We start from the raw sequence: 23330 nt of genomic DNA on the forward strand, positions 1-23330 counted from the left end.
TTATGTGACCAATGTCACTGTACAACATGTTTTCTTCAAGTAATTTTAGGTATTAATCAATACAATTATATCATGAAAGTAGAACAAATTTATACCGGATGTTTGGCACACGCTGCCTATTATATAGAAAGTAAGGGTGTAGCCGCAGTTTTTGACCCATTGCGCGAAGTTCAGCCTTATTTGGAACGTGCCAAAAAAGATAATGCAAAAATCAAATATGTCTTTGAAACACATTTTCATGCAGATTTTGTCAGCGGACATTTAGACCTACAGAAAAAAGCAGGAGCTGAAATCGTATTTGGTCCCGGAGCTAAACCGGCATACAAGGCAACAACGGCAAAGGACAATCAGATATTTGAAGTTGGCGATTATAAGGTGAAGGTTATCCATACCCCTGGCCATACCATGGAGAGTACCACGTATCTTTTAATTGATGAAAATGGTAAAGAACATGGATTGATAACGGGAGATACCCTGTTTATTGGTGATGTAGGTAGACCAGATTTAGCACAGCATGTAGTGGCCGATCTTACCGAAGAAAAATTAGCGGCACATTTGTACGATTCGTTAAGGAATAGAATCATGCCCCTAAATGATGATTTGATCGTTTACCCTAATCACGGGGCGGGCTCAGCTTGCGGTAAAATGATGAGCAAGGAAACAACGGATACTTTAGGCCATCAAAAAAAGGTCAACTATGCTCTAAGACCGGACATGACCAAGGAAGAGTTCATTAAAGAATTGTTGACCGGTTTAACCACACCTCCGGGGTATTTCCCCAAAAATGTCATTATGAACATACAGGGGTATGAAAGTCTAGATAAAATTATGGATCGGGCAACCACGCCATATTCTCCAGAAGCTTTTGAAGCCGTAGCCAATGAAACAGGTGCATTGGTACTGGATACCCGAAATGCGGAAGATTTTGCAAAAGGCTTTATTCCAAACAGTATCAACATAGGACTGGATGGTAGTTTTGCCCAATGGGTAGGTGAAATGATTCCTGATATAAAACAGGAAATTCTCTTGGTAACCTATAAGGACAAGGAGGAGGAAGCCATTACTAGACTGTCCAGGGTTGGATATGACAATACGGTAGGATTCTTAAAAGATGGATTTGATTCTTGGAAAGGCGCAAATAAGGCATATGAAACTAGTGATCGAATAGACGCTACCACATTGGAAAATTTAATTGCTACCAAAAAGCCTTTGGTTATCGATGTAAGAAAAAAGAGCGAATATGATTCTGAACATGTTATTGGGGCTATCAATGTTCCTTTAAACGAAATAAACCAGCACCTTGCTCAATTTCCCAAGGACCAACCTTTTGTCCTACATTGTGCGGGTGGTTACAGGAGCATGATCGCCGCATCTATTTTAAAACAAAGGGGATGGCAGGATTTTACCGATGTCAAAGGTGGATTTGAAGCTATTTCCAAAACTTCTATTCCTGTATCTGATTACGTCTGCCCCACAACACTATTATAATTTAAACCAAAGAGAGCCTTGTAAGTACGGGGTTCTTTTTTTTGCCCCCTACCCTATGTAACTTTAGTTACTGTGCATGAATGGCCCAATCAGTAATTTTGACCATAATTAAATCATTGAATAATGAAAGTAGAACAAATTTATACAGGTTGTTTGGCGCAAGGTGCTTATTATATTGAAAGTAATGGAGAAGTTGCCATAATTGACCCATTAAGGGAAGTACAACCTTACATAAACAAAGCAAGGGCCAATAACGCTACTATAAAATATATTTTTGAAACCCATTTTCATGCAGATTTTGTTAGTGGTCATGTAACCTTGGCCAAAGAAACTGGTGCTGATATTATATACGGACCAAAAGCAAATCCGTCTTTTAAAGCTATAATAGCAAAAGATAATCAAGAATTTAAATTAGGTGATATTACCATTATTGCATTACACACTCCTGGTCACACCATGGAAAGTACCACATATTTACTAAGAGATGCCAATGGTAAAGACTATGCTATATTTAGCGGAGACACTTTATTTTTAGGTGATGTGGGCAGACCTGATCTTGCTCAAAAAATGGGCGAATTGACAGAGCGTGACCTAGCCGGATTCTTATTTGACAGTCTACGTGAAAAAATTATGCCTTTAGCAGATGACGTCATCGTCTATCCCGCTCATGGTGCCGGTTCTGCATGTGGTAAGAATATGATGAAAGAAACAGTAGATACCTTGGGCAACCAAAAGAAAATGAATTACGCTTTACGTTCAGATATGACCAAAGAAGAGTTTATTGATGAAGTGATCGATGGTTTACTACCACCACCTCAATATTTTCCTTTAAACGTAAAATTGAACAAAGAAGGTTATGAAGATATAAAAGAAGTCTTGGAACGTGGTACAAGAGCTCTTTCCCCAAAGGCTTTTGAAGCTGCTGCAAATGAAACAGGTGCCATTGTATTAGATGTGCGAAACCAAGATGATTTTGCGGCTGGTCATATACCACGTTCTATTTTTATTGGTCTTGATGGTAGCTTTGCTCCTTGGGTAGGTGCTTTAATAGCCGATGTTAAACAGCCTATTTTATTGGTTACTCCTGTTGGTTTGGAAGAAGAGGCAGTAACTAGACTTTCTAGAGTTGGTTTTGATGGTACTTTAGGGTATTTAGAAGGAGGTTTTGATGCTTGGAAAAAGGCAGCAATGGAATATGATACCGTTAGCCAAGTCGATGCCAACAAGCTTAAAGAAGTTCTTGAAACTGAAAAAGCACCTGTATTTGATGTGCGTAAAGAATCTGAATTTCTATCTGAACATATCCTAGATGCAAAAAATGCTCCGTTAGATTTCCTAAATGATCATTTAGCAGAATTTCCAGAAAAGAAACAGTTTTATGTACACTGTGCCGGTGGTTACAGAAGTATGATTGCGGCATCTATTTTAAAAAGTAGAGGTATTCATAATCTAATAGATGTAAAAGGAGGATTCAAATCAATAAAAGAAGCAGGGATACCAGTATCAGATTTTATCTGCCCTACTACACTATAGTCAAAATTATTATTGGACACGATATTTTATTATGTTAAAACTTGATTTAGTTTTTAATGCTGTTTAAAGGCAGTTTGGTTGATGTTAGGAGGGATACTTTTTATACTAAAGTACCCCTCCTTTTTTTTCTGATTTATTTATGCTATGTAACTAGTGTTACTGTACCTATTGCCTCCTAGCTGTACCTTTAGTTAAAACTAGATGAACATGGAAACAATACAAAATAATGAAATAGCAAGCATGCCTAGAATTGGGGATATTGCTCCAGATTTTGAAGCTGTAACAACTATAGGAAAAATTAAATTATCTGAATTTGCAAAAGATAAGTGGATCGTCATGTTTTCGCATCCTGCAGATTTTACACCGGTATGCACAACTGAAATGAGTGGATTTGCACTAAGAAAACAAGAATTTGAAGCACTTAATACTGCGCTGTTGGGTTTAAGTATAGATAGTGTGCATGCGCATTTAGGATGGGTACAGAACGTTCGCAAAAATACAGGTGTATATTTTGATTTTCCTATTATAGCAGATTTGGACATGAAGGTTTCCAAGAAATACGGAATGCTTCAGCCTAATGAAAGTGAAACTGCAGCAGTACGTGCCGTTTTCTATATAGACCCAAAGAAAAAAATAAGACTAATAATGTATTACCCACTAAATGTTGGGCGAAACATGGACGAAATCTTAAGGGCTTTAGAAGCTTTGCAAACATCAGATGAGTATAAGGTAGCAATGCCTTTGGATTGGAAAAAAGGTGACAAGGTCATTGTATCCCCACCAAAAACCTTAAATGAACTTAATGCTCGTATTGCCGATGATACTTTGGAAAAGGTTGATTGGTATTTAGCTAAAAAAAGTCTTAATTAATTTTTTATTGGTTGGTTTTGAAAGTAACGGTCAAAAAAAAGATCGTTACTTTCTATTATTGAATATTCATTTTAAATAAAACACTATGTCATTTTTAAGTACCCTCTTTGGTAAAAAAGAAGTAACCACAGGTAATATCACTATATTGAACAAGAACGAATACGCAACCCAAATCATCACCAATAACATTAAGCCTATTGATGTAAGAACTGCCTTGGAATATGGTGGTGGCCATATAAAGAATGCTATAAATGTGGATTTTTTCAATACTGGTAATTTTGAAAAATATTTTGAAAAATTAAATAAAGAAAAAGCAGTTTATGTGTATTGTAGATCAGGAGCTAGAAGCCAAAAAGCAGCACGTAAACTGTTAAAGATGGGCTTTGAACAAGTGTTTGACCTAAGGGGTGGTTATAGTGCATGGAAATAAACTATAAAATTGATTTAAATGAAACATTTTACTTTACTATTAGGGCTGCTTTTTTTAATAGGGTGTAAAGAGTCTCCGAAAAATAAACAGGAGAGCTTAGATGATGTTACGAATGAATCCAAAATCAATAATACTATGGTCGTTGACCTGAAAACCAACGATAGTATCCTGCTAGAAAAAGGAAAAAAGTTTGCACAGAGTACCCAAAAAGTTCTAGGTAAAAATCTTATGACAAGCTTACAAAAAAGCGGTACCATTAGTGCTGTAGAATTTTGTAATGAAAAGGCATATCCGCTTACCGATAGTATGGCACTTGTTCATCATGCCAAAATTAGAAGGGTCAGTGACAAACCAAGAAATATCAACAACCAAGCAAACCAAAAAGAACTGGAGTATATTGAATTTTTTAAAACAAAAATCAATAATAATGAGCCTTACGAAGCAATAATCTCAAACGAGGAAGGTACTACTAATTTCTTTTCCCCAATTATTACCAATGCTATGTGCTTAAATTGCCACGGAGTTCCCGAAATTAATATTGATCCAAAGGTTACACAACTTTTGAATAATAAATATCCAAATGATCAAGCGGTTGGCTATACAAAAAATGAGGTAAGGGGTATTTGGAGTATAACTTTTAATAACGAACTAAATAAATAAGATATGACATCAATAATTCCTATACAAAATTTAAAATGTGGTGGCTGTGCCAAAACTATTATATCTAAACTAGAAGAAATTCCTGCTATTACCAATGTATCCGTAAATGTTGAATTATCATCGGTTTCTTTTGAGGCTTTAAAAAAAGAAGATATCGCTACGGTAAAATCTAAATTAAAGTCCATAGGATACCCCAGCTTAGATGAAGAAAATTCCGTCTTGTCCAAAGCCAAGTCGTTTGTAAGTTGTGCTTCTGGTAAACTAGCAAACTAAAATTAAGAATAGAAAAAGGAGAAGGAACTAAATGTTACTTCTCCTATTTTTAAAACCGTGGGTAACCTGCCCTAAAAAGTCCTTTGGTAAATTTTCGTCACCAGGATAACCCAACTTCACCTTGCCACTGTCTTCAGGTATATAATTGGTCTTAAACAAATAATCCCATAGACTAAGGCTAATTCCAAAATTAACACCATACGTACCTGGCGGCAATTCATAGGCATGATGATACAGATGCATGACCGGGTTATTGAACACATATTTTAAAGGTCCCCAAGTAATTTTTATATTGGAATGGTTTATATGACCAATTGCAATAGCAGCAAAATGAACAATATAAGCCTGTTCCGGTTCAAAACCTCCCAATACCATAACCCCAAAAGTCTTTAATGGTTTATAGAGTATATTCTCCATCCAATGGTACCTTAGGTGGGCTGCAAATCCCATTTCTTTTACGCTATGATGTACCTTATGAAAATTCCATAGAAAAGCATATTTGTGAAGCAAGATATGGGTAAACCACTGAACAAAATCCAACACTATAAAGAATACCAATAACTGTCCCCACATGGGCCAAGTAGATATATCGATCAAGGCCAAACTATTGGATGAAATGCCAATATCCTCAAAAAATACTTGAAGTATCTTATAAATACCGCTTATCGCAATTGCAAAGAGAAAGAAATTGAAAAACATATAAAAAGCATCCAGCCAAAAATCCTTTCTAAAAACACCTTGTTCCTTACGCCATGGAAATATAATTTCCAAAACCCACACCAACAAGGAAATCAGTATCAATCCCCAAAAATAATTCAGGTACCATGGAACATTAAAAATAATTGATTTCCATGTCCAACTTAACGTTCCGGTGATTGCGTTTAAAAATGCATCTAAATATGCTTCCATTGATTATTAGATTTTTACAAAAATACCATAAATACGCCCTCCTATATGCAACCTATGTTACCTAAACCATACTTTTGACTATCTATTGAACATGACCAATGTCATACCATATTTAATTGATTGCGATTACTTTGCAAAAGTAAGTCCAGCTATAACAGGTAACTTTAAACAAGTTAATGCTTGGCTGGAATCTTACATCTTTGTTTAATTAGTAAAACAACCTATCATGAGAAAAAATATGGGAAGTACAGACAGATTTATTAGAATCTTTATTGCCGTTGCACTTTTAACTACTTTTTATACGGATACCGTAACTGGAACTTTTGGTTATATATTGGCTGCTATTGCAGGCGTTTTAATTCTTACCACATTTGTTAGTTTCTGTCCGCTATACACGCTATTGGGCATAAATACCTGTAAAATGAGAAAGTAGGCTTACTTTAATATTTATTAATTACTTCATCTTTGTACTATTTAAAAATTATAGTTTAGAATTATATCTAAATGAAACAAATCAACCTTATTGAAATAGAAATTAGGGTTATCAGGAATATCCCCATTTCCCATTTTAGAGGTAATCAATAATTCTGGTCGTAGGTTTTTAATTTTCTTTATTTTAAAGAAAATATCCAGGTTGATATGGGTATAATCTGGCATTGCATATTTATTTAAAATAGCATTGGTTACATCTGGTTTCCAATGCTTTCCAATACTCAACATTGAAATTAAGTTTAGATCCTCTTTAAGAATTTTAAACTCTTGTTTATAGTTTAGAACCAGTGCATGATTATCCGCAGAACCTTCGCTACGCTCTCGTTTTTGGAAGCTGAACAAGTCTTCCCTACCCCATTCTCTTGGAGAAATGAATTGACCTTGTGGTAAAATTCTATTATAGGCCAAAGAAACTAATCTTACATTATCCGTATAGACTATTTTCAATCCTAAAACATCTACTGTATTTTGATTAAAATATCGAAGGGAATCTATAGCATTACCCCCATCTCCAATTTTATTTTGATGTAGCCACTCCCCTGCTATTTGCACAGATTTAGATAACTTAAAAGAAGGTTTAATATAAATAGAATTGAACACATTTTCTACATATTGGTTCCATACGTTTATTCTTAAGTTCTTCGCTAATTCAAAATCTGAATTAAACATCAGTATATAATCCGACTCCGTATTTTCAGTATATAGGGAAGCATTTCCAAACCTATTTCTACCTACAGGGTATGTTCCTATACTCTCGCCTATACCATAAAATTGACCTGTAGACCTTGGTGCTATTTCATTTAATAATCCAAATTGAAAGGTGTTTTTACCTATTTTATAATTATACCAAAAACCCTGTACTAAAGTTGGTATCATTCTACCATCTTCAGGGTTTATAAGAGGTGTATTAATCTTCATACGCCCTAGGGTAAAGGCATGCTGGTTCAATTTATATTTTGCATATAATTCACCCAATAAAAAAACTGCATCGTTATTTAAGTTCAATCGATCAAACAATCCTTCTTCATACCTACTAATTCTACCAGTAGCATCGTCAGGAACAGTTAAATCCTCTAGTCCTATATTAGTAGAATTATATAAGGCTGCACCAACTTCTAAATTATCTGTAAATTGATATTGGTATTTTAATTTACCGCCTGTGGCCAAGGCATTAAAGTTTTTTAAATCACCTTTGTTTGCTGTCCGCATATAATAGGTTCGCCATTGTCCGGAAAAGGTTCCTTTCTTGGTGCTGAGGGTATCTTGACCTATGGACAAAAACGGAAGGCAATAAATGAGTATTAATAGAATTCGCATAATGCCTACTTTGTTTTTGTAATTCCGTATTTCTTTTTATAAAATTCCATGATGGGCGGAAACGGTCCGTATTTGTGTTGTTCTGGAGAAAAATCATCTACCCAAGGACCGTAAGGTGTAGATACCGGTTTTAGTTTTTTGTCCGGATAATCATTTTCGGTATTAAATTTATGAGGGCGAGAAAAACTATTGATATAGCCCGCTACATGATAAGCTTCTTCGTCCGTAAGTTTAGGATTGTCCCAAGTAGCCTGTAAATAAGGCATATTACTTTTAATGAATTCTGCAGCGGTAATAACCCTGTTCATACCTGCACCATCGTTAAAGCTATCCGGTCCCCACAAGGGCGGATAGGTATATCCCTTACCAACTTCAGTATTTAGAACGCCAGCTCCATTTTCACCATGACAAATAACACACTCTTTGCTATACACTTGCTTACCTTTCACTAAATCTACCTTTTCATCTGGAATCTTAATTTTGGGATATCCCTTAAACTCAGCCTTTTTACTTTCCGGAATATCTTCGCCCAACCATTCCATATATGCTATAATGGACTTCATTTGTTCTGAATCCACTGGTAGTATTTTACCGTTCATACTTCGTTCCATACAACCATTGATACGATCTTCAATGGTGCCCATTTTATTTGCTCTACCCCCAAATTGTGGAAAGCGCTCCAAAATACCTACCCAAGAGCCGGAACCTGCCTGGGCCCCTTTTTGCAAATGACAATTGGAACATGCCAAATTATTGCCACTATACCGATCTTCTGGCCTAACGGCGTAAGGACCCATATAAGCAGACGTTTCTGAAATAAGATAATATCCAGATTTAACCCTACGGGGCATATTGGTCAACTCTAAAATTGCATCTTTAGCTTTCCAATTTTCAATAGAAACTATAATTTCAGTTTTATCTAATATTTCATTTTTAGAATTCGGTTTATAGGTCAACAACCATATAAAGACAAGGCCTATTAAAACAAAGACTATTATAAATAGCTTAAAAAGTTGTTTTGCCAATACCCGTAATTCATTCATAGAAATATAATCTTAAGCTAATTTAAATAACGAATCTATAATTATACGATCAATAGTACTGTAACCAAGGTTACATTTACGTTAAATACATTAATTTACTTTTATTCCTTTTAAAATAACTGACATTAGAGATAAATAATATTTAAATTTAAACCAACACTATCTTTGAAAATTCAACGAAAATGAAAAATGCACTTCTAATTGCCATTGTACTTATGGGAACACAAATTGTAACATCTCAAGATTGGACCACGCCCATTATAGATGGTTATGGAAAAATAAAAGATTTTAAAAATATGGCATCTTTACCTGACCCCACCAAAGAATACAATGTGGTCTTTGACCTTAAGGATGAGCGGGAAATGGAAGGTACCAATATTGGGTATTTTAAGATTGCCCGCTTGATCAACATGTTGGGAGCCAATGGTATTTCTGCTGACAAGGTTCATATAGTGGCCGCCATTCATGGTGGTGCTACCTTTACCGCCCTGAACAATGAAAAGTATAAAGCAAAATATGAAAAAGAAAACCCAAATGCCGAAGTTATAAAGCTTTTAAAAGACTATGGAGTACAATTTTATGTTTGTGCACAAGCTACTGCGGCCAGAGGAATTGAGGCAAACGATTTAAACCCAAACACCGAACTAGGTCTATCGGCTATGATGGTCCTTGCCAATTATCAAATAGATGGTTATATTTTGATGCCTTAAATACTGTACTACTTTACTAAAAACTAGAGGGGCTTTTGGCCCCTTTAGTTTTTATATATCTTTTTGATTGTTCTTACCGTTAAAATTCGTTAAAAAACCTTCAAATGTAACTAAGGTTACCTCAATCCATACGACTATAAACTAAGTTTATCAACTGTTAATTCAGTAATAAGAACAACTGATCAATACATCCAATTTAAATAGAAAGATTATGACAAATTCAAGTTTATCAAATATTGGTTTAGATACCAACAGCTCTAATGAAACTGCCAAATTTTTAAATGATTTACTCTCAAACTATCAAATGTTCTATATGAACTTAAGAGGTTTTCATTGGAATATTAAAGGAAAAAAATTTTTTGAACTACATCTCAAATTTGAGGAATTATACAACGATGCTTTGATAAAGGTCGATGAAATTGCGGAACGGGTACTTACCTTAAGCAATACCCCACATCATTCCTTTTCAAAATATATTGAAAACGCTGAAATTAGGCCTGTGGAAAATGTAGTGGATGGCGATAAAGCTGTTGATCATATTTTAAGTAGCTTGGGCATCTTATTGCAAAAAGAGAGAGCTACCCTTAAAATAGCCGCTAAAGCCGATGATGAAGGTACCGTTGCCCTAATGAGCGATTATATTGTTCAACAAGAAAAATTGGTTTGGATGCTTTCCGCATACAAGGACTAATTTTATATAGTATTGTAACTAAGAATCCTGGAGTCAATTATCAAACTCCAGGTTTTTTTTTACATTAACCTATGTCTCAATTTATTTATGTCAGTGATATCATTATACAATTTCATTCGTAGTTTCATTTTCGGGCAATTTGGACAACTTGTAGGTTCATGGACATTCTTTAACATTAGAACTGGATATATGTAACCTTTGTAACCATATAAAAATTCCCTAGTTCGTATCTTTGTTATCTTCTTAACAAATTGATTTTTTATGGAAAATATAGATGCTGCAAGACTACAAATGGCGTTTACCCTTATTTTCCATATTGTATTTGCCTGCATTGGTATGGTTATGCCATTTTTTATGGTGGTATCCCACAAAAAATGGTTGAATACACGCAATCCCATTTACCTTACACTCACAAAATCATGGCAAAAAGGTGTTGCCATTTTCTTTGTAACAGGTGCCGTATCCGGTACTGCACTTTCCTTTGAACTAGGTCTCTTGTGGCCTGAATTCATGAAACATGCAGGCCCCATTATAGGAATGCCGTTTTCATTAGAGGGTGCAGCATTTTTTGTGGAGGCCGTTGCTTTAGGATTTTACCTTTACGGATGGAAAAAAATTCCCGAAACTTTTCACTGGTTTACCGGTATCATTGTAGGTATATCTGGAGTAATGTCCGGTATTTTAGTAGTTTCCGCCAATGGTTGGATGAATGCACCTTCCGGTTTTGATTACATTAATGGCGAATTCTTAAATATAGATCCGGTAAAAGCACTATTTAATCCTGCATGGTTCAACCAAGCTTTGCACATGACCTTAGCCGCTTTTACGGCTACAGGCTTTGCCGTAGCAGGTATTCATGCTTACCAAGTTTATAAAAAACGTAATGTTGAACTACATAAGAAAGCATTTAAAATAGCCATAGCATTTGCCGCCATAGCTGCTATTCTACAGCCCTTAAGCGGAGATCTTTCTGCCAAGGATATTGCAGAAAGGCAACCCGTTAAGTTGGCTGCCATGGAAGCGCATTACGAAACCAAAAATGGAGCTCCGCTCTATATTGGCGGAATTGTGGATAACGAAACTCAAGAGGTCAAGTACAAGCTGGAAATTCCCAATGCCTTATCCTTTCTTGCTTTTGGAGATTTTAATGCCGAAGTAAAAGGATTAAATGATTTTCCTAAAGATGAGCAACCTAATGTTGCCATGGTCCATTACGCTTTTCAGACCATGGTGGGACTAGGCACACTTTTAATGATAGCGGGTATGCTATTTTTTGTAGCCAAGTACAAAAAGAAATCTTGGTTCAATATGCCAAAATTCTGGTTGTTGTTTGCGCTTTTAGCTCCATTGGGCTTTGTTGCCCTTGAAGCTGGTTGGATCGTTACCGAAGTTGGTAGGCAACCTTGGATCATACACAACATTATGAAAACCAAGGATGCCATTACCCCAATGCCGGGTATTGTATTTAGTTTGTATACGTATATAGCTGTATATACCATATTGACCATTGCGGTAACATGGTTAATGGCCAGGCAAATTAAATTCTTGAACAGTGTTAAAACCAATGAAGCATGATCTACGTTGTACTAGCCTTTCTTGCCGTTTCTTTATTGCTCTACGTTTTACTGGCAGGAGCAGATTTTGGCGCGGGAATCATTGAGTTGTTCTCCTCTAAAGAAAACCAAGCTATCAATAAGAAGACCGTCTACCAAGTAATGGGTCCGGTTTGGGAGGCCAACCATATTTGGATCATTATTTTAATCGTGATTCTATGGATCGCCTTCCCCCATTACTACAACATTTTAGTGCTCGCCCTACATATTCCATTGACCCTGGTGTTACTGGGTATAACCCTTAGAGGTGTTGCCTTTGTATTTCGATATTATGATGCCTATAAAGACAGTTCACAAATTTTATATGATTGGATGTTTAAAACCTCTAGTCTAGTTACCCCAATATTCTTAGGCCTTACCATGGGCGGCGTGGTCAGTGGAGACATTATTAATCCATCACAAATGGAAAACCATAGTTTTTTGGAAGTTTATGTACACTCTTGGTTCAATATTTTTTCTATTTTAACGGGATTCTTTTATGCAGCCCTTTGTGCTTTCTTGGCATCGGTATTTTTAATTGGTGAGGTAGATGACACCAGTAAATCCATGTACATGAGAAAAGCCTCTATAGCAACTATAGTAGTAGTTTCTTTGGGTTTTATAACATTGGCATATGGGTATTTGTCAGGTATCGCTTTTGTTGTAGATTTCATTAGTAACATCTGGTCGGTCTCTGCCATTATCGTTTCCGGCATTTTATTGTTTCCGCTATGGAAAAATATTAAATCCGGTAGAAGAATTATTTCTAGGGCATTGGCCGGTATGCAAATATTCTTTATTCTATTTGCGGCCACCATTACACATTTTCCAAACATACTTTTCACTACCAACGGTAGCATCAGTATTTATGAGCATCCTGTTCCTGATAGTGTAATGAATGTTTTAGGTATTTCATTGCTCATAGGTGGTGTACTGATTATTCCCGGACTTATTCACCTTTTAACATCTTTTAAATTAATCAAACTATTGGAGAAATAGCTTTTGTAACCAGGGTTACACAATACTACTTTTAAATTCCATTACTTTGCAAATTAAATGAATATTATGAATTTGATTTACGATCCCTGGCCATGGTATGTAGCCGGACCTTTAATTGCCCTTACTATGTTTGTTTTGCTATATATCGGCAAACAATTTGGTATGTCTTCCAACTTAAGAACCATGTGCTCTATTGGTGGTGCCGCAAAATATTCCGATTTCTTTAAGTTCGATTGGAAAGCGCAACGATGGAATCTAATTGTTGTTCTTGGTGCGGTCATTGGCGGATTTATCGCTTCTCAATTTATGTCCAACAATACGGTAAAAATAAATCCTGAAGTTGCACAACAACTTTCAACGGATTACGGAATTGAAAGCGCGAGTGAAGCTTATTTACCAACGGAGCTTTTTGCTTCTGAAAACCTAACTGATCCATTTGTACTTGCCGTGCTGATTTTAGGCGGATTCATGGTTGGGTTTGGTGCGCGTTATGCGGGTGGTTGTACCAGTGGTCACGCTATATCCGGACTAAGTAATTTACAGTTGCCTTCTTTGATTGCCGTGATTGGTTTCTTTATTGGCGGCTTGGTTATGATTCACCTTTTATTCCCCCTAATTTTTAGTTAACATGAAGTATTTAAGTTATTTGACCATAGGTATATTTTTCGGCATTATCATGTACAAATCTGAAGCTGCTTCGTGGTTTCGTATTTATGAAATGTTTCAGTTTGGGTCTTTTCATATGTATGGCATTATTGGCTCTGCCCTTGTTCTAGGTGTAATTGGCGTTCAGATTATTAAAAGAAATAACATCAAAGCCATTGGGGGAAAAGAAATGAACTTGCACCCCAAAAGAAAAGGTGTTACCAATTATTTGATTGGTGGAATCATTTTTGGATTAGGATGGGCGTTGGCAGGTGCTTGTCCTGGTCCTATGTATGTTTTGGTAGGTGCTGGTTACTCTTCTATCTTAATCGTAATTGCAAGTGCTATTCTAGGCACTTTCGTTTACGGTTTGCTAAAAGACAAACTACCGCATTAAAACCGATTTAGCTTTGGGCGGATAATTTTGGTGATAACCACAACCATCCAATACCCAGTAAAAAGAGTATATAAAAGAATAGTAACGATATAGGACGGTTTACCATAACTGTCCTATTTTCTTTTAATGCATTACCAAACTGTTTTGCATTCGCTTCTCTTTTATGAGATGCTCTTAAAGGTTTCCAATCATCGACATCATAAACGTAATAGGAAAATTGGGTGGTACTGTCTCCCTCTACTGCCAGAGTATTCCACCCTGCTTTCTTCGGATAGGTAGTACCCGAATATTTAAAGGACACGGTTGCATCTTGTATCAATGGAATACGTCTTTTTTCTGTATTCATTATCTGAAAATTTTCCAAACCTGTACGTAATACAAAAGAGAAAGGCTCGCCCACTTTTGGCAATTGCGTTTGCGATTGCCATGCTACCACTTGTTCTTTTCGTTGTACGATCTTATCTAAAATCTTAGTCCAAATGCTCTTATAGGCTTGATTCTTTCCCTGCAACACTAACTGATAACTATTGAACAATGTTGTGGTTGCAACTCTACCCAAGCCCAATTGCCTGTAATACGATAATTTTCCAAGTTCATTTGAATCTATAGCATTCACAGCGAATGTTTCATTAAATGTAAATGGATATTTTTCTATGTTGACGGTACTATTAGGCAATTGCACCTCATTTATGCCATCGCTTTTAAAACTAAAATAAGGCATTGCTTTACCAAGTTTAAACAGTAGTTCCGTTGGTTGAATAAAAAAGCCTAATCCATTTTCACGCATGCTATGTTCAAAGTGATCTTTTACCGTTTTTCCGAAATTAAAATAGGTTTCGGTATCTGTAATAACTACATTGAACTTACTTAAGCTCTCCTTGGTAAATAGATAAATTGGCGATGCTTTCGTATTAAAATACTCGAACTTATACTTGCCTTTTGTCAACTGACTACGAACCGTAACGTCATACCCCTGATCCGCTAAAAAATTCTTGAGGTATTTTATTTCAAATGTTGGAAAAGTGTTTACGATCAACACACGAAAAGGTTCTTTTTCACGAATTGTAATTGGTAGCGGATTCGATGCTAACACCTTACCCACACTATCTTTCTGGGATAATTGAAAAATAAAATCACCACTAACTTTTGGCACTGTTTTTAAAGAGAAATTTTGCGAACTCCTGTCTTCTAAAAGAATGGAATCCAACCCATTACCACGTGAATCTTGCAATACCAAGATGGAACCTAGTTTCGGTTTGGCATAAGTTCCGTTCAGCCTAAACTCATCCCCTAAAACAAGGTGATCATTAAATTTTACTTTGGTAATACCTGGGGTAATTTCGTTAGGCAAGTAGCTTGTGGGTATACTATCAAACCTATAAAAATCATAAGGTGCTACTCCATCGCCAATAATCACCAGACTTGTGAGCGAATCTAAAGCCCTACGAACCGATTGCTTGTGGTTATATTCCAATACCTGAATTCCCTCATAAATAGACTCTAAACTATCTTGTTGTGCCGTTCGGTAACCTTCGGTTAAAAGTAGTCCTTGCTTGTGCTGTATTTCTACTTCTTTGCTAGGTTCTAAAATAATTAAAATTAAGGCGAACAGGGTTATAAATGCTATTATAGCATTTAAAGTAAACCTACCCTTGTTTCGTGTTTGCCATTCCTTAAAAATAAATGCAGCAAATAACAATACACCACATAAAATTATAGGTAGTAGCAATTCTTTCTGTACAAACAAAATTCCATCAATCATACACTTTCAATTGTTTTAGAAATAGTGAATTAATTTCGTCTGTATACACTTTTTCTGATCCGGGTACTTGCGGCGTGCTTGGCAAAGCCAATAACAATCCTTTTTGAACGAATTGGTAATTTTCAAGGGTTCTTCCTGTGTTGTTCTCTATACTTTTTAAGCCTTGCAAGACCTGCAAATATTTACCCGGGTTGTCTATAGCCAACTGTGCCAGCTCATTGCCTGCAGCAGTAAAAAGTATAGTATCATCCTCCTTAAACTCTTGTTCGCCTTGCACCAACTGTTCCAAACGGCTAACTGCGTTTTCAATAGCTTCAAAAGGTAGATCTGCACTAGTAGTTTCGTTTTTAATATAATTTTTAATGTCCTTTATTTTTCCGGTAAGCCTACTTTCCTCCTTAATAGGTGGTGGGTCAAATCCTATTCGGTGCACATAAATACGAGCACTATTTTTAATTTCTTGAATATATTTTAAAGCCTCGTATTGAAATGGCAACGACTTTTCTGGTTCGTATAATCTCAGATATAATTCGGCATCCCACATGATACTTAATGCCTTTCTTAATTTTGTTTTTAAGGATTCTTCGAACAAGGTGGATTCTTCTGGATCATCATGATTATGAAGGTAATCATGCAAAGGGTCTTCTGGTTCTTCGCTTGTATCTTCATTTTCATGCTCATCCTGTTCTACCAAGTTATGCTCGTTATCACCATCATGGTCATGCATAAATTCTTTTAGTATATTTTCTTGATCTTCAGCATGATCATGGTCTTCACCTTCTTCATGACTTTCGATCACGGCAGGTGCTTCTTCCATCTCAGATTCATCGCCCATAAACTGTCCGTATTTTAAACGCAGCGCTTTTTGATCAAACCCCAATTCATTACTTCTCGATTTAAATTCTTGAATTGAAATGCTGGGTTTATCCTTTATTAATTTCTCGGTATCTATAATCAATTGTCGCTGACTTCTAAAATAATCGGGCATTTGGTCTACGCCTAAAGTTCCTTCTACACCAAATTGCTCTCCCACGGTATCTTTGATTACTGCAAAATACGTTTCGCTACGTGCCACATTACGCTTCGGCTGTTTTTCATCAAAGGCTTCTATATAAAAATAAAGCTCATCGCCTACTTCCATTTTCAAGGCATTTAGATCTAGTGTTTTGGTGGCTCGTATAGATTTGGTTCCTTTTGAAATGGCTTCCTTAAAATTCAATTTTTCTTCCCTAAACTTTACAGACTCTCCCGTTCCTTTACTTACTGTTGCAATAATGTAGCTTTCATCAATTCCAAAATCATCTGTAATGGTACTTTGCAGTTCTACCAATTTTTTATCGGAAAAATCAAAATAGGTGTATTGCTCCAATCCTAAAATCTCTATCTCGGGCGGATTATCCGCTACTGCCTCCAACGAAAACAAATCGGATGTAAACTCTGTTCCTTCTTCATTTTGAAATTTGAAACTATAAAAACCTGATGCTGTTAAAGGCAATTGTACTTGATAACCTGTTTCTGATTTTTGCATGGGCTTTAACTCGCCCATCACATCTAATACCGGTGCTACAACTGCGGCATCAAATTGTAACTTCCAGTGAATTTTGGCTCCGGTAACAGCCTTTATATTTGGGTCTGCTGTAATTTTACTTCCCAATCTTGTGTACGATGGATAAATAACCCGTATTTCCTGCTTCTCAATTGCCGGTATACTGCTTTTAGCTTGTACACTATCCGTTCCCACGAACTGAATTTGCTCGGTATTTTTAGGATTGTTCAGCTCGTCTACTACCCCGCGAAATATAGCCAATTTGTGCAATACAAAGCCAAGTAATATACAACCTAGCATGACTAAAAATGCTTGTTTCAGGGCGTTTGGCGGACTTATATCTCCCAATCTTTTGGTGAGTTCTTCCGAAACCTTATAGCGTTGTAATCTGGCTAAATTGGATAAGCTGTCTTCTGGTTGTAACAGCAGCCCCGTGCTGAATGATGCTTCTGAGACGTGGGCATCTATATAGGAACTTGTTGCGTTCAAATTATGCTTCCAAGGCTTTTTCCTGAAGACAAAAAGTAAAACACTCATAATGAATGTTACCAAGCCAAACCAAACAGTTTCAGTAATAAAATAGCATAGTACGGCAATGCCCAAGGCATACAGAAAAACCTCGGCGTATGACAACAACTGCCATCGCTTTTGAAATTTCATTAAATGCAACTTACCTTGTTCCATCACTGTTTGAGTTTATATGCTACAAAGCGTTCCACCAATAACAATACTAAGAGGATTAACCATAAGTACGGATTCACATTCTGACTTGCCAATTGTTTTTGCTTCTTTTTACTAGGTGTATAAGTGGTTTCCAATTCAGTCGCAGTTACCGAACGATGATCTACCTCAGCTATAAATTTTTCAACTTCACTATTATTATCCAGCAATTGCAACAATTGCTCCGTTAAACGTTCCGTAACCGCATTCTCTGAATTTATGCGTTTGGTCAAATAGAACGTATGCTCGGCTACACCGGCAATTATCATTGATTTTGATAGCGCATCCTCTTTAAAAGCTAGTAACTTTTTAGCCGTTTTAGGGGAAGGTTTTGCACTCAGCCAGATGATGGCATCTGCTACTTTGTTGGCTACTACTTCCGTATCTAAGCTAGATTCTACCTGAATCTCCCTATCCGAATAAATGGAAAGTGCCTTTAACGCTGCCTCTATATACAACTTGTCCTTCTGTAAACTATCGGAATAATAAAGTGCTATTTTAATGGGTTTCTGAACATACACAGGAATTTTCTTAGACGGATTCGTTCCTGCAATTACTAAACTATCACCATTAGTGTTAAGCGTAAATTCATCGCCTAACTTGATATTTTTTTTGCTGACTTTGGTATCAAACGGAGTACTCTTGCCTGTAAACACTTGTAAACCGTTCTTCTTTTTATAGGCTAATAAAGGTGTCTCCTTCGCTAATGCAGAATCAATGACTACCCAATGCATCTTATGCTTGGTTTCCGGTCTAGCCCCTTTTAATCCTTTTGCAAAACCCTTGGTAAAGACAACAATACTATCGGTCTTCAGGGCATCCATTTCAGATGCCAAAGCCCAATAATCAGGTAGGAAATGCTGCGTAGTTATGTCTTGTTCATTTTCCTTTAACGGTAAGCCTTTACGCAACAGTCTAATTTCTTGATCATCGCTTATTTCATTGAAGCGAGACATAAAACCAGTATGCTGCATCAGCTCTGGTTCAATGATGTAAGTCAGGGATGTAGTAATCACTTTTGAATGCAATTGTGGTTTTGCCATCAACAATACCAATAGCGAAATGATGCCCATGCGTAATACCAATAACCACCATTCATTCAATTGAATACTGCTAGATTGTTTTGATTTTGATTCTGATAACCACTGTACACTACCAATTTTTATGGTCTTTGCTTCCTTTTTACTCCATAAATGGATGGCTATGGGAACTAGAAGTCCCAATAAAGCCCATAAATATGAGGGATGTGCAAATGACATACTAACCGATTCTTTTTCGTTGTTTTAAAAATAACTGAATTGCTTCACCCAAAGGTGCATCCATTCTAAATACATGATGGTCTATTCCGTTGGATAGCAATTCTTCTTTTATACTTTTCAATCTATTTTCAAGAGCATTTAAATATTCGGTTTTTGCCTGCTGCGTATCTACCTTTATTCTTGCCCCTGTTTCCCAATCCTCAAAAGTGATGTTAGCACCGTAATTGAAATCCATCTCGGCAGCACCCATAATTTGTAAAACCACCACCTCGTTCTTGGCGGATTTTAATCCCTTTATAAATTTTGAAATCTCGTCACCAGTTTCATACATATCCGTCAAGAAAAAAATCAGCTCCTTCCCTCCTCTGTTCGGTATGCGCTTGTTTGAAATATGGGCTGCCGGCCACTTTCCATTGTTTGAGAGTTTAATCAACTCTAACAGCAACCTGTTGTAATGCTTTTTATCCGCTTTAGGATATATGCTAACGGCATCTTTTTCATTTAAGGCGAATAAGCCCACGGCATCACCTTGCCTATGCGCCAAATACGCTAAGGTAGCCACCAACACGCGAATAAAATCTACCTTTGACAATTCGGTTTCCTTGTGCAGCATAGATGCACTGGTATCTACAATAAACTTAATAGTTACCTGACTCTCAATTTCCGACTGTTTGATGTAATACCTGCCCGAGCGTGCCAACATTTTCCAATCTAACAGCCGTAAATCGTCACCGGGTTCGTAACCTCTGTACTGACTAAATTCCATTCCAGGACCTACGCTGGCACTTCTATTTAAACCCGCCGTAAAGCCCTCTACTACAATGCGCGATATTAAGGAAAGTCCCTCAACCGTATTGATGACCTCTGGTTTTAATAAATCTTGATAGTCCTGTTTTGCCATAAACTCGATAATCCAGAGTTATTATTTACTTTTTAGTTAAATGGCACTCAGTAAATGGGTTGCCACTTTATCAGACGTAATGCCTTCCGCTTCTGCCCTGAAATTCACCAAAACCCTATGACGAAGTACGGGCAATGCCACTGCTTTAATATCATCTAATGTTACCGCTAACCTACCTTCTAACAAGGCATTAGCCTTTGCCGTTAAGATCATAGCTTGACCTGCACGCGGACCTGCACCCCAATCTACCCAATCTTTCACATACGCATCGGTCGTGGTTTCTGGGCGGGTTGCCCTGATGATATCACTCACAAAACTGATGAGCGCATCACTGATGGATACCTCTCTTACCAGCTGCTGCAAACGCACAATATCATCACCCGATATTACTCGGTTCAATTTCTTTTTAAAAGTACCCGTTGTCGCTTTTAAAATGGCTTCTTCATCTTGCTGTGTTGGGTATCCTATTTTGATGTACAACAAGAATCTGTCTTGTTGTGCTTCGGGCAAAACAAATGTACCAGACTGCTCAATCGGGTTTTGTGTAGCCAGTATAAAAAATGGTTTATCTAACTGATAGGTCTTATCTCCGTAAGTCACCTCAAACTCCTGCATAGCTTCCAACAAGGCTGCTTGTGTTTTTGGTGGCGTACGGTTAATTTCATCCGCCAGGATAATATTAGAGAAAATAGGACCCTTATTGAACTTAAAGAACTTTTTACCCGTAGTATGGTCTTCTTCTAAAATCTCTGTCCCAATAATATCCGAAGGCATTAGATCGGGCGTAAACTGTATTCTTTTAAACTTTAAATCGATGGCATTTGCCAAAGTTCTGATCATTAGTGTTTTTGCCAAACCGGGAACCCCTTCTAACAATGCATGACCACCAGCTAAAAACGTAATCAGTAATTGCGATACAGTATCTTCCTGCCCGATAATCACTTTCCCGATTTCTTGCTTTAAGGCACTTAATTTACCGGAAAGCATTTCTACCTCATCTGCAATGCGTTGTAATTCTTTATCCATTCAAAAATGTGTTTATGAGGTTAGGGCATACATGACAATGTTTACCCCAAACCGTGTATTGTCTATTTTGTACCAACGTTTGTTTCTAAAATCATAATCCCACTCGCAACCATAATCCTTATTACTGTACAGTACCCCTATTCTACCGTTGATGACTATTGCCTTTAAATAATCGTGCACCAAATCATCGCCCCAGCCGTTCAGCTCTTGTGATGTGGTGGGCGGACCGTCTTCAAAATCAAAGAATATGGTATAGATTTCATGGTCATTGGGTATTTTTTTTAATTCGGAAGGACCAAATATTTCTTCCATTTGCCGCTCAAAGGATTTTGCGAACAAGCCGTCTATATCGTGATTGCAGTCATCGACAAAAACAAAGCCTCCGTTGCGCACATACTTCTCAAAATTCTCTTTTTCCTTCTTGGTAAACTCTACCAACTTATGACCTGAGATATAACAAAACGGACTCTTGAAAATATCATCGCTTGCCAAGGTGATTATCTTCTCTTGCGTATCTACTTTCAAGGTGGTGTACTCTACCAATGAGTTCAACAGATTGGATGGCATGCGCTGATCCACATCCCAATCACCGGACTCATACTGTAATCTCGTAAAGAAAAATTCGTTGCTCAAGGGCAAGTAATTAGTGTTTTTATTCCGATTGAAAAAAGAAAACTGGCTGATGTGAAATTTCACAATCAACCAGTTTATAGTGCTTTATAATGCCTTACACCGCATCTGAAAGACTGGTAAACGTAAAGTCGCGCACCTTCATATACGGTATTAAATTACCATTGATACGTACTTGTTTTCCTAAAGTTTCTAGATTGTTCAGCATGATGATCGGACTCTCATTAAACCTGAAGTTTTTTACAGGATATTTAATTTCACCGTTTTCTATGTAGAACGTTCCGTCCCTGGTAAGTCCCGTATATAATAAGGTTTGTGGATCAACGCTACGTATATACCATAAACGTGTTACCAAAATTCCTTTTTTCGTACTCTTGATCAAATCCTCTAAACTGGCATCGCCACCAGCCATAATTGCGTTCGACGGAAAAGGAACTGGCTCCACACCTTTTTCCTTTGCCCAAAAACGGTCATACGCCAAGTTTTTCACCACTCCGTTTTCAATCCAACTCGTCTTTTTTATAGGTTGCCCCTCTCCGTTCCAAGTAGCTGTAGGTACTTCTGGGTGCAATGGGTCTGAATAAATATTGACACGCTCATCCACTATTTTCTCCCCTATCTTATTTTTACCTTCAGGAGCGGACATAAAGCTTCTTCCTTCATCTGCAGAACGCGCATTTAAAGAACGAAACATGTTACGTAACAAATCTGCCGAGGCAGCTGGCTCTAATATCACCGTATATTTCCCTGGCTCAATTGCTTTCGCCTCTCTTGAAAGTACTGCTTTATCAATTGCGGTCTTTGCGGCTTCTTTCGCATCAAACTTATCTACATCGTTAAAATCTCTTGTTACCCAACCAGAACCGGTACCATCATTGGTACGCATGGTTACTGTGAAATCAACATCGGTAGATTGATTGTAAGCGAACAGCCCCTTAGAGTTGATCATAGCGCTAAAACCTGCGGAATCGTTTAAAAATCCTGCTGCGGTAACATCTTTTGCAGCTGCAGGTACAATACTGCTACTTGCTACTTCTGCTCTATACTCCGGCGTTATGTTTGCTGTTGACCCACTATATGTGATCGATTCATCATACTCTTGCGGACCTAAAGGTTCCATAAACTCAGGATTCTCAGGAGAAAGTTGTGCCAACTCCTCAGCCCTTCTCACTACTTTTTCCAACGATGCATCATCGAACTCATCAATAGTTGCCGTACCTGATTTTTTACCGAAGCTAGACTGTACCGCCAAGCTTTGGTTAGAACTGTACCCAGATGTAGATACCGTATTTCTTGCATATCTTATATTACCACTATTATACCCGCTTAAATTAATTTCGCAGGTATCGGCTTTGGAAAAGCTCAATGCCTTCTCCAATATTTTTCTTGCTTCTTCTTTTGTATAAATTGCCATTGTTGTTCTTTTTAGAGTGAAAC

Annotated in this window: 23 protein-coding genes; 13 read left to right on the forward strand and 10 right to left on the reverse strand. The window is 37.1% G+C overall.

Translation table 11 applies throughout. The features are described 5' to 3' along the window. The first annotated feature begins 72 nt into the window (after positions 1–72). From Q2T41_RS02340 to Q2T41_RS02365, 6 genes are all read left to right on the forward strand, one after another. Positions 73–1488 carry an MBL fold metallo-hydrolase gene (locus Q2T41_RS02340; protein ID WP_304434766.1) on the forward strand — a complete coding sequence of 472 codons (1416 nt, stop codon included), beginning with the start codon at positions 73–75 and terminating at the stop codon, positions 1486–1488. Between the two features lie 123 nt (positions 1489–1611). Next, on the forward strand, positions 1612–3021 hold the full coding sequence (locus Q2T41_RS02345) for an MBL fold metallo-hydrolase (RefSeq protein WP_304434767.1): 1410 nt from the start codon (positions 1612–1614) through the stop codon (positions 3019–3021). A gap of 207 nt (positions 3022–3228) precedes the next feature. Next, complete coding sequence (locus Q2T41_RS02350; RefSeq protein ID WP_304434768.1) at positions 3229–3891, forward strand: peroxiredoxin; 663 nt, start codon at positions 3229–3231, stop codon at positions 3889–3891. Between the two features lie 85 nt (positions 3892–3976). Further along, complete coding sequence (locus tag Q2T41_RS02355; protein WP_304434769.1) at positions 3977–4321, forward strand: rhodanese-like domain-containing protein; 345 nt, start codon at positions 3977–3979, stop codon at positions 4319–4321. An 18-nt stretch (positions 4322–4339) separates the two neighbouring features. Further along, the gene (locus tag Q2T41_RS02360) at positions 4340–4981 is read left to right on the forward strand and encodes a Tll0287-like domain-containing protein (protein ID WP_304434770.1); all 642 of its coding nucleotides are present in this window, start codon (positions 4340–4342) and stop codon (positions 4979–4981) included. 3 nt (positions 4982–4984) lie between these two features. After that, complete coding sequence (locus tag Q2T41_RS02365; protein WP_304434771.1) at positions 4985–5254, forward strand: heavy-metal-associated domain-containing protein; 270 nt, start codon at positions 4985–4987, stop codon at positions 5252–5254. Positions 5255–5281: 27 nt separating this feature from the next. On the opposite strand, the gene Q2T41_RS02370 is transcribed toward Q2T41_RS02365, so the two are convergent. Continuing rightward, complete coding sequence (locus tag Q2T41_RS02370; RefSeq protein WP_304434772.1) at positions 5282–6163, reverse strand: sterol desaturase family protein; 882 nt, start codon at positions 6161–6163, stop codon at positions 5282–5284. A gap of 226 nt (positions 6164–6389) precedes the next feature. Here Q2T41_RS02370 and Q2T41_RS02375 point away from each other — a divergent pair, with 226 nt between their 5' ends. Further along, positions 6390–6596, forward strand: a complete 207-nt coding sequence (locus tag Q2T41_RS02375; protein WP_304434773.1) for a YgaP family membrane protein — start codon at positions 6390–6392, stop codon at positions 6594–6596. Positions 6597–6637: 41 nt separating this feature from the next. Here the strand turns inward: Q2T41_RS02375 and Q2T41_RS02380 are convergent, their stop codons facing one another. Next, on the reverse strand, positions 6638–7972 hold the full coding sequence (locus Q2T41_RS02380; RefSeq protein ID WP_304434774.1) for an OprD family outer membrane porin: 1335 nt from the start codon (positions 7970–7972) through the stop codon (positions 6638–6640). Between the two features lie 5 nt (positions 7973–7977). Then, positions 7978–9015, reverse strand: coding sequence for a c-type cytochrome (locus Q2T41_RS02385; RefSeq protein WP_304434775.1), 1038 nt, complete (start codon positions 9013–9015; stop codon positions 7978–7980). Positions 9016–9197: 182 nt separating this feature from the next. Here Q2T41_RS02385 and Q2T41_RS02390 point away from each other — a divergent pair, with 182 nt between their 5' ends. The 6 genes from Q2T41_RS02390 to Q2T41_RS02415 all read left to right on the forward strand — a co-directional run bounded on the left by Q2T41_RS02390 (position 9198) and on the right by Q2T41_RS02415 (position 14049). Beyond that, positions 9198–9725, forward strand: coding sequence for a DsrE family protein (locus tag Q2T41_RS02390; protein WP_304434776.1), 528 nt, complete (start codon positions 9198–9200; stop codon positions 9723–9725). A 211-nt stretch (positions 9726–9936) separates the two neighbouring features. Further along, positions 9937–10416 carry a Dps family protein gene (locus Q2T41_RS02395; RefSeq protein WP_304434777.1) on the forward strand — a complete coding sequence of 160 codons (480 nt, stop codon included), beginning with the start codon at positions 9937–9939 and terminating at the stop codon, positions 10414–10416. Between the two features lie 261 nt (positions 10417–10677). Next, entirely contained in the window at positions 10678–11991 is a 1314-nt protein-coding gene (locus tag Q2T41_RS02400) for a cytochrome ubiquinol oxidase subunit I (RefSeq protein ID WP_304434778.1), read from the forward strand. Further along, complete coding sequence (locus Q2T41_RS02405; RefSeq protein WP_304434779.1) at positions 11988–13007, forward strand: cytochrome d ubiquinol oxidase subunit II; 1020 nt, start codon at positions 11988–11990, stop codon at positions 13005–13007. Before Q2T41_RS02400 ends, Q2T41_RS02405 begins: the two co-directional genes overlap by 4 nt. A gap of 66 nt (positions 13008–13073) precedes the next feature. After that, positions 13074–13634, forward strand: coding sequence for a YeeE/YedE family protein (locus Q2T41_RS02410; protein WP_304434780.1), 561 nt, complete (start codon positions 13074–13076; stop codon positions 13632–13634). A 1-nt stretch (position 13635) separates the two neighbouring features. After that, positions 13636–14049 (forward strand): DUF6691 family protein, encoded by a 414-nt coding sequence (locus Q2T41_RS02415; protein WP_071339764.1) that lies wholly within the window; start codon positions 13636–13638, stop codon positions 14047–14049. A gap of 7 nt (positions 14050–14056) precedes the next feature. On the opposite strand, the gene Q2T41_RS02420 is transcribed toward Q2T41_RS02415, so the two are convergent. The 7 genes from Q2T41_RS02420 to Q2T41_RS02450 all read right to left on the reverse strand — a co-directional run bounded on the left by Q2T41_RS02420 (position 14057) and on the right by Q2T41_RS02450 (position 23307). Beyond that, a complete protein-coding gene (locus tag Q2T41_RS02420; RefSeq protein ID WP_304434781.1) occupies positions 14057–15811 on the reverse strand; it encodes a hypothetical protein in 1755 nt (584 codons plus the stop codon). Beyond that, the gene (locus tag Q2T41_RS02425) at positions 15804–18041 is read right to left on the reverse strand and encodes a tryptophan-rich sensory protein (RefSeq protein WP_304434782.1); all 2238 of its coding nucleotides are present in this window, start codon (positions 18039–18041) and stop codon (positions 15804–15806) included. The genes Q2T41_RS02420 and Q2T41_RS02425 overlap by 8 nt, the downstream gene beginning before the upstream one ends. Further along, positions 18041–19336 carry a BatA domain-containing protein gene (locus tag Q2T41_RS02430; protein ID WP_304434783.1) on the reverse strand — a complete coding sequence of 432 codons (1296 nt, stop codon included), beginning with the start codon at positions 19334–19336 and terminating at the stop codon, positions 18041–18043. The genes Q2T41_RS02425 and Q2T41_RS02430 overlap by 1 nt, the downstream gene beginning before the upstream one ends. A 1-nt stretch (position 19337) precedes the next feature. After that, positions 19338–20237, reverse strand: a complete 900-nt coding sequence (locus Q2T41_RS02435) for a DUF58 domain-containing protein (RefSeq protein WP_304434784.1) — start codon at positions 20235–20237, stop codon at positions 19338–19340. 36 nt (positions 20238–20273) lie between these two features. Beyond that, positions 20274–21263, reverse strand: a complete 990-nt coding sequence (locus Q2T41_RS02440; RefSeq protein ID WP_304434785.1) for an AAA family ATPase — start codon at positions 21261–21263, stop codon at positions 20274–20276. Between the two features lie 12 nt (positions 21264–21275). Continuing rightward, positions 21276–21896, reverse strand: a complete 621-nt coding sequence (locus Q2T41_RS02445; RefSeq protein ID WP_304434786.1) for a DUF4159 domain-containing protein — start codon at positions 21894–21896, stop codon at positions 21276–21278. 94 nt (positions 21897–21990) lie between these two features. Beyond that, positions 21991–23307 carry a TldD/PmbA family protein gene (locus Q2T41_RS02450; protein WP_304434787.1) on the reverse strand — a complete coding sequence of 439 codons (1317 nt, stop codon included), beginning with the start codon at positions 23305–23307 and terminating at the stop codon, positions 21991–21993. Positions 23308–23330: the final 23 nt, after the last annotated feature.

Source organism: Maribacter confluentis (assembly GCF_030505015.1).
Taxonomy (GTDB): Bacteria; Bacteroidota; Bacteroidia; order Flavobacteriales; family Flavobacteriaceae; genus Maribacter; species Maribacter sedimenticola.

What these genes read in the sequence shown, in the direction of transcription:
- Q2T41_RS02395 (WP_304434777.1), top strand. Translation starts at nt 9,937, where the DNA reads ATGACAAATTCAAGTTTATCAAATATTGGTTTAGATACCAACAGCTCT.
- Q2T41_RS02390 (WP_304434776.1), top strand. Translation starts at nt 9,198, where the DNA reads ATGAAAAATGCACTTCTAATTGCCATTGTACTTATGGGAACACAAATT.
- Q2T41_RS02355 (WP_304434769.1), top strand. Translation starts at nt 3,977, where the DNA reads ATGTCATTTTTAAGTACCCTCTTTGGTAAAAAAGAAGTAACCACAGGT.
- Q2T41_RS02375 (WP_304434773.1), top strand. Translation starts at nt 6,390, where the DNA reads ATGAGAAAAAATATGGGAAGTACAGACAGATTTATTAGAATCTTTATT.
- Q2T41_RS02425 (WP_304434782.1), bottom strand. Translation starts at nt 18,041, where the DNA reads ATGGAACAAGGTAAGTTGCATTTAATGAAATTTCAAAAGCGATGGCAG.
- Q2T41_RS02360 (WP_304434770.1), top strand. Translation starts at nt 4,340, where the DNA reads ATGAAACATTTTACTTTACTATTAGGGCTGCTTTTTTTAATAGGGTGT.
- Q2T41_RS02350 (WP_304434768.1), top strand. Translation starts at nt 3,229, where the DNA reads ATGGAAACAATACAAAATAATGAAATAGCAAGCATGCCTAGAATTGGG.
- Q2T41_RS02370 (WP_304434772.1), bottom strand. Translation starts at nt 6,163, where the DNA reads ATGGAAGCATATTTAGATGCATTTTTAAACGCAATCACCGGAACGTTA.
- Q2T41_RS02420 (WP_304434781.1), bottom strand. Translation starts at nt 15,811, where the DNA reads ATGATTGATGGAATTTTGTTTGTACAGAAAGAATTGCTACTACCTATA.
- Q2T41_RS02415 (WP_071339764.1), top strand. Translation starts at nt 13,636, where the DNA reads ATGAAGTATTTAAGTTATTTGACCATAGGTATATTTTTCGGCATTATC.
- Q2T41_RS02410 (WP_304434780.1), top strand. Translation starts at nt 13,074, where the DNA reads ATGAATTTGATTTACGATCCCTGGCCATGGTATGTAGCCGGACCTTTA.
- Q2T41_RS02340 (WP_304434766.1), top strand. Translation starts at nt 73, where the DNA reads ATGAAAGTAGAACAAATTTATACCGGATGTTTGGCACACGCTGCCTAT.
- Q2T41_RS02435 (WP_304434784.1), bottom strand. Translation starts at nt 20,237, where the DNA reads ATGGCAAAACAGGACTATCAAGATTTATTAAAACCAGAGGTCATCAAT.
- Q2T41_RS02380 (WP_304434774.1), bottom strand. Translation starts at nt 7,972, where the DNA reads ATGCGAATTCTATTAATACTCATTTATTGCCTTCCGTTTTTGTCCATA.
- Q2T41_RS02365 (WP_304434771.1), top strand. Translation starts at nt 4,985, where the DNA reads ATGACATCAATAATTCCTATACAAAATTTAAAATGTGGTGGCTGTGCC.
- Q2T41_RS02405 (WP_304434779.1), top strand. Translation starts at nt 11,988, where the DNA reads ATGATCTACGTTGTACTAGCCTTTCTTGCCGTTTCTTTATTGCTCTAC.
- Q2T41_RS02400 (WP_304434778.1), top strand. Translation starts at nt 10,678, where the DNA reads ATGGAAAATATAGATGCTGCAAGACTACAAATGGCGTTTACCCTTATT.
- Q2T41_RS02430 (WP_304434783.1), bottom strand. Translation starts at nt 19,336, where the DNA reads ATGTCATTTGCACATCCCTCATATTTATGGGCTTTATTGGGACTTCTA.
- Q2T41_RS02385 (WP_304434775.1), bottom strand. Translation starts at nt 9,015, where the DNA reads ATGAATGAATTACGGGTATTGGCAAAACAACTTTTTAAGCTATTTATA.
- Q2T41_RS02345 (WP_304434767.1), top strand. Translation starts at nt 1,612, where the DNA reads ATGAAAGTAGAACAAATTTATACAGGTTGTTTGGCGCAAGGTGCTTAT.
- Q2T41_RS02450 (WP_304434787.1), bottom strand. Translation starts at nt 23,307, where the DNA reads ATGGCAATTTATACAAAAGAAGAAGCAAGAAAAATATTGGAGAAGGCA.
- Q2T41_RS02440 (WP_304434785.1), bottom strand. Translation starts at nt 21,263, where the DNA reads ATGGATAAAGAATTACAACGCATTGCAGATGAGGTAGAAATGCTTTCC.